Raw genomic sequence first — 5,248 nt, forward strand, 5'->3', positions numbered from 1 at the left:
GACCAACTCTTGGAGTTGTTATCGTCCTCGGGTTGTTCTCCACCCCTCTCGACGAACCCAAGATAAGGTTACTCCGGTTTCTCGTGGCCAGGTTTGAGGCTTTTTTCATTAAGCCTCACCTGTTGCGGTGACTAATTACTTAATAGGTAACAGTTTCTCCCTTGTTCCCCTATTCTAAAAAAACTTTCCCGAGGGGGTTGCGATTCCAAAATTCCTTTGTTAAGATGATAAAGCGCTTGAAAAACAGCGACCTCAAGCCGGGATAGCTCAGTTGGTAGAGCAGAGGACTGAAAATCCTCGTGTCGGCGGTTCAAATCCGCCTCCTGGCATTTTTTTGGTGTCTGTCCAAACCTCTCACTGCCTTATGTAGTGGGGGGTTTCGGCTTTTATTACGGTTTGTGTATCGTTGGGCGTCAAAGTTAAATGCTTGCGATCGTCGCAAGCATTTAGGTCGCGTTTTAGGCTAGATTTCCATCAATGGCATCAGAAGGGATTGTTTAAAACATCTTTAGAGCGAATTCTGACGCCACACACTCTAGCCTAAAAGTAGTTTCGGACTCTGGCCGGTCGACGATCGCCTTTCGTCGGCGGAGCGAGCCTTTCTCCTATCGAGATTGCCCCAAACCTCGAATGCTGTGGGGCTGAGGGCTGGATCTACAACGTCATCATGCCTCGCGGGAGGCGTTGAGCGAAACGGAGCAAGAGGGATGTTTGCCTTTGTATCCGGTGTTCGTCGTGGAGTTGCGATCGCGGACAGATCGGCTAAAGGTACTGCAAGCCAAGATGTCGGAATATCTCAAACGGGGTACAACTGGGTTGGCTTGTCGATCCGATATTGCAGCAGATGGAAGTGTACGCGCCCGGTGAGATGGTAGTGGTATTGGACAATACGGCAGGGGTATCGGGCGAGCCGGTATTACCTGGATTTGTGTTGGGGTTAGACGATATTTTTTGAAGCGACCCAAGGGCGATCGCTCAGTCGGAGATCGCTCAGTACGGCATCGACAAGTCGCCGATCGTGGTAGGTTCTTCTTATACCTCAGTTAAGATAAACCTATGCCATTTACACTCGATACAGCTCGCGGAATTTTTCCGGACACGCTATCTGCTGACGTCGTTCCGGCAACGATCGCGCGATTCAACCAACTCAACGCCGAAGACCAACTCGCTCTGATTTGGTTTGCCTACCTGGAAATGGGCAAGAGCATCACGATCGCTGCCCCCGGAGCCGCCAGCATGACCCTCGCCGAAAACACCCTAAACGAAATTCGGCAGATGAAGCCCCTCGAGCAAAGTCAGGCGATGTGCGATCTCGCCAACCGTACGGACACGCCCATCTGCCGTACCTATGCTAGCTGGTCTCCCAACATTAAACTGGGATTCTGGTATCAACTCGGAAAGTTGATGGAAGAGGGCGTCGTGGCTCCGATTCCCGAAGGCTACAAGCTGTCGGCCAACGCTTCGGCCGTCCTGCAAGCCATTCGCGGACTCGACCCCGGCCAGCAAATCACCGTGTTACGCAACGCTGTCGTCGGTATGGGCTTCGATTCGGGTAAAGTCGGCGACAATCGCGTCTCGGAACCCGTCATACCCCCCAAAGATATAGCTCAGCGCACCCAAGTCAAGATCGAAGGCGTGACGAATTCGACGGTGTTGCAATATATGAACAACTTAAACGCCAACGATTTCGACAGTTTGATCGAGCTGTTCGTTCCTGACGGTGCGTTGCAACCCCCCTTCCAAAAACCGATCGTCGGCAAGGATAACGTGCTGCGGTTTTTCCGGGAAGAATGCCAAAACCTCAAGTTAATCCCCGAACGCGGTGTGGAAGAACCGGCCGAGGACGGCTACACCCAAATTAAAGTCACGGGTAAAGTCCAAACGCCTTGGTTTGGCGGCAACGTCGGCATGAACATTGCTTGGCGTTTCTTGCTCGATCCGGAAAATAAGATTTTCTTCGTGGCGATCGATCTGTTAGCTTCACCAAAAGAGCTGCTAAATCTCGCACGCTAAAGCAAAGTTAGGTTAACAATTTAACAAAAAATTATCGAGCATTCTGTTGTAAAGAATGCTCTTTTTTTTTATAATAGTTATACTCACTAAAATTTTCAATAGCAATCACAAGTGAACGATGTTAACTGGTCTACAAAGGAGAAAGAAGCAGCACGAGAAGCTTTTGATAAAGCTTATACGCGAGAAATTGAAAGTCTCGTTGAAGAAGTTCGTCAAAAAGTCGCCCATATCAGCGAAATTGATGAGATATGGAAGCTTCACGACTTCTTGAGTGCCAAACGACATGAAATTGACGGTAAATACGATTATAGCTATTCAGCACTTATCTTCATTTTTTCGCAATTGCTGAAAGAGGGATGGTTGACGCTGGAAGAATTACACGTTCTCGATCGAGAGAAGCTCGCTAAAATTTCTGCTTTGGCTCGTATGTAGCAACATCTTTCAAAGAAGCAAGCAGAGTTTTAGAGATCGACTTTTATTCTGAGTTTTCAGAGAAGGAAATTTTGCACTATGCACCTTTTTCCTTCTCTTTTTAGTCTTGTATTTTAATTGATTAAATCTTTACACTTCACCAATTCAAAAATAGATTGGCGAGATTTACATTTATTAAAATGGACTCAGACGAGCGAACTGATACTCCATCCTTTTCCGATAAGCTAGGTTTCAAGAAGTCTTCACCACATCCCCCCCCTTAGCCCCCCGCTGCGTTGGGGGGTTGGGGGGATAGAGGGACTTGTTAGGTTGGTAAAAACCAGTGTTTGAGATTCGGATTCCGTATGACAAACACCGAATTTCAAAATTCAGGAAATTCCAGCGGCGTAAACCCTACTGTAAAGCCAACATTTAAATTTTCTAGAGACTCAACGAGCCAATGTTCGGGATCGAACGGATCGGTTTGATACCGTTCGACTAACCGAAAAATGCGATATTCGAGATCGGATTTCGTGGGAGTTGAAATTAAAATAGTCTTCACTAACATAACCATTAACGGTAAAGAACCGAGGTTCGCCAAAAAATTAGAGAGATAAATATGACGTTTGTTTTCAGGATCTGCCAATAAGTAGTCGAGAGTCATTTGGCAAGTTTGCATCACTAAAATATTATTGGGTTTTCGTCGATCTGCTTCACAATGAATTTTTAAAATATAATCTTCTAACTCGTTTAGAAAACGTTTTTTAAATTCAGGGGAATTAATATACAGATCGGCTGTTAAATATTGAAATAAAGACTGTTTGAAATCTCGATACGTTTCAAAAATTGAGGATGAAGTAAAAAAGTCTTTTGCACGAACTTGTCCTGACTGAAATTCATGAAACGCTCGAACTAAAGCAATATCATTTAACAGCGTAGGATTTTTATATTGGCTTTGCAGTATTGTGTCTTGAGAATCTACAGAGGGTTCTAAAAACTGACGCTCGGATCGCCCGCGATGCAAGTATTTAGAATAGCGATATAACTTATTAGCAAACCGCCATTGACGCGTCCGAATAATCTCTTCGACTTTTTTTCGATTGTCACTCGATCCTTGAATTGTAGATTCAAAATAAGATCCTAAAAAATTATATCGACCTATTTTGTCGGCAATATAAGATGATTTTATGCGTGTTTTTTTAGGTTGTCTCAAATTTTTAAACAAAAATTGAAGTGCGAGATATTCATGCGTTCGAGTAAAATAAAAAATAAACTGCCGCAATCGATCGACACAAAAAGATAAACCAACACGATCGCCCTCTAAATTGATGGAATTAAAAACAGCAAGAAAATCAGGAATATAAGTTTTATAAGCGGGACGAATTTGCCAAGAATTAATCACAATGTAACAGCATCGATGAAGGAGTTTTGCAAACTCGTCACACGTTTCCCTCGTGACGAGATGACGAAGAATTTCTGAGACCTCTCGATCGACTGTTTCATCACCTCGAACGAACGCGCGATCGAACCATTCAATAAATTTAGCAGGGGACTGAGTACGAAGAGATCCCTGTAACACGAGATCGAACAGCTTTTGTCGATCGTCTCTATGAAAAACCGGTTCGGGAATCTTGCCAATATCGATTTGTTTGGTGAGCCAACTTCGATCGAACACTGTCCAATAGAGACGATTATAAACTTTTAAAACAGGTCGAGCAAATTTAAAGCCAATGTTGGCTTTAATCGCTAATCCCGCCAGTCGCAATTCCATTTGTTCGGGAGAGCGATCGATGGGGATTTCACCAAATTTGAGGATGTGACAGTAGCTTTCTAACAGTTTTTGGCGTCGAGGACTAGCTAAAATGCGATCGCGAATTGTTCGTAAGTGAGGCGGTTCGTCGTACATCTCCCAATTTTCTAAAATTTGCATGCGAACCAAGTTTTCGATCGCGTTTGTTTCCTCACCCGATCGCACGATATCCGTCGATCTTGCCACGTACTGACAGAGTTTTTGCGTTAAAAACGGCTGCCCTCCCGTCCATCGTAAAATCTCGTACAGTAGGCGTTTGGGATGTTCTGCATGAGGTGTTAGCCCTTCGACTAAAACATCGCATTCGTAAGGCTGAAATCCAGACAAATAAATTTCGCGACCGAAATCGAAAGGATTTTTCGCACGATCGCAGACCAATTCGTTCGGGGTTGCAACTCCCAGTAAAACCCATGTCAAACGATGGTAAGCCGGATACATTTGACGCAATTCGTAACAGGAGCGAATAAAACCAAAAAACTCATCAACTTTAAATCCCAAACTCAGAACGCTATCGATTTCGTCTACAAAGATCGCAAGTTGTCCGTGTGCTTGTTTGAGGAGGATTTCGCGAACGAATACCGCCAATTTTTCATCGTGGCGCAACAACGGGCGATCGCTCCACCACTCGAACAAATTGATTTTCGAGAGTAGATCGAACCGCCGAGCGAGTTCGTAGGCGATCGCCGCATACCACTGCTTGCAAGACATACAGGAACTTCCCACTTGCAGCAGATCGACGACGCCACAGACAAACCCCCGTTCTTTCAGTTTTTGCATCGTTCGGACTCGCAACGAGGATTTCCCCATTTGGCGAGAATTAAAAACGTAGCAAAACTCGCCCCGCGTAATACCTTCAAACAGATCGGTATCAGCTTGACGAACCACATAAGTCGGAGCGTTTTCTGGCAGACATCCACCTACTTGATAGTCGTAGTTCACGATGATATAGCAACCTTAAATCAGTTGTGTAAAAAATCGGGACAAAAATGGAATCGGGAACGGGTAACGGGGAAC

At 45.0% G+C, this 5,248-nt stretch carries 5 protein-coding genes and 1 tRNA gene; 5 read left to right on the forward strand and 1 reads right to left on the reverse strand.

Annotation, left to right across the window (positions count from 1 at the left end):
- Positions 1–256 precede the first annotated feature (256 nt).
- The 5 genes from POG22_RS05090 (at position 257) to frp (ending at position 2,445) form a co-directional block, all read left to right on the forward strand.
- A tRNA-Phe gene (locus POG22_RS05090) sits at positions 257–329 on the forward strand.
- 355 nt (positions 330–684) lie between these two features.
- Positions 685–867 (forward strand): hypothetical protein, encoded by a 183-nt coding sequence (locus POG22_RS05095; protein ID WP_498903992.1) that lies wholly within the window; start codon positions 685–687, stop codon positions 865–867.
- Positions 845–955, forward strand: a complete 111-nt coding sequence (locus tag POG22_RS05100; protein ID WP_498903984.1) for a hypothetical protein — start codon at positions 845–847, stop codon at positions 953–955. The genes POG22_RS05095 and POG22_RS05100 overlap by 23 nt, the downstream gene beginning before the upstream one ends.
- A 101-nt stretch (positions 956–1,056) precedes the next feature.
- Entirely contained in the window at positions 1,057–2,013 is a 957-nt protein-coding gene (locus tag POG22_RS05105; protein WP_498903986.1) for an orange carotenoid-binding protein, read from the forward strand.
- A 111-nt stretch (positions 2,014–2,124) separates the two neighbouring features.
- Entirely contained in the window at positions 2,125–2,445 is a 321-nt protein-coding gene (frp, locus tag POG22_RS05110) for a fluorescence recovery protein (RefSeq protein WP_498903988.1), read from the forward strand.
- 361 nt (positions 2,446–2,806) lie between these two features.
- On the opposite strand, the gene POG22_RS05115 is transcribed toward frp, so the two are convergent.
- Positions 2,807–5,173 carry a Sll1247 family protein gene (locus POG22_RS05115; RefSeq protein WP_498903990.1) on the reverse strand — a complete coding sequence of 789 codons (2,367 nt, stop codon included), beginning with the start codon at positions 5,171–5,173 and terminating at the stop codon, positions 2,807–2,809.
- Positions 5,174–5,248 lie beyond the last annotated feature (75 nt).

Origin of the sequence: Geitlerinema sp. CS-897 (assembly GCF_028368005.1) — a bacterium.
Lineage (GTDB): Bacteria > Cyanobacteriota > Cyanobacteriia > Cyanobacteriales > Geitlerinemataceae > Baaleninema > Baaleninema simplex.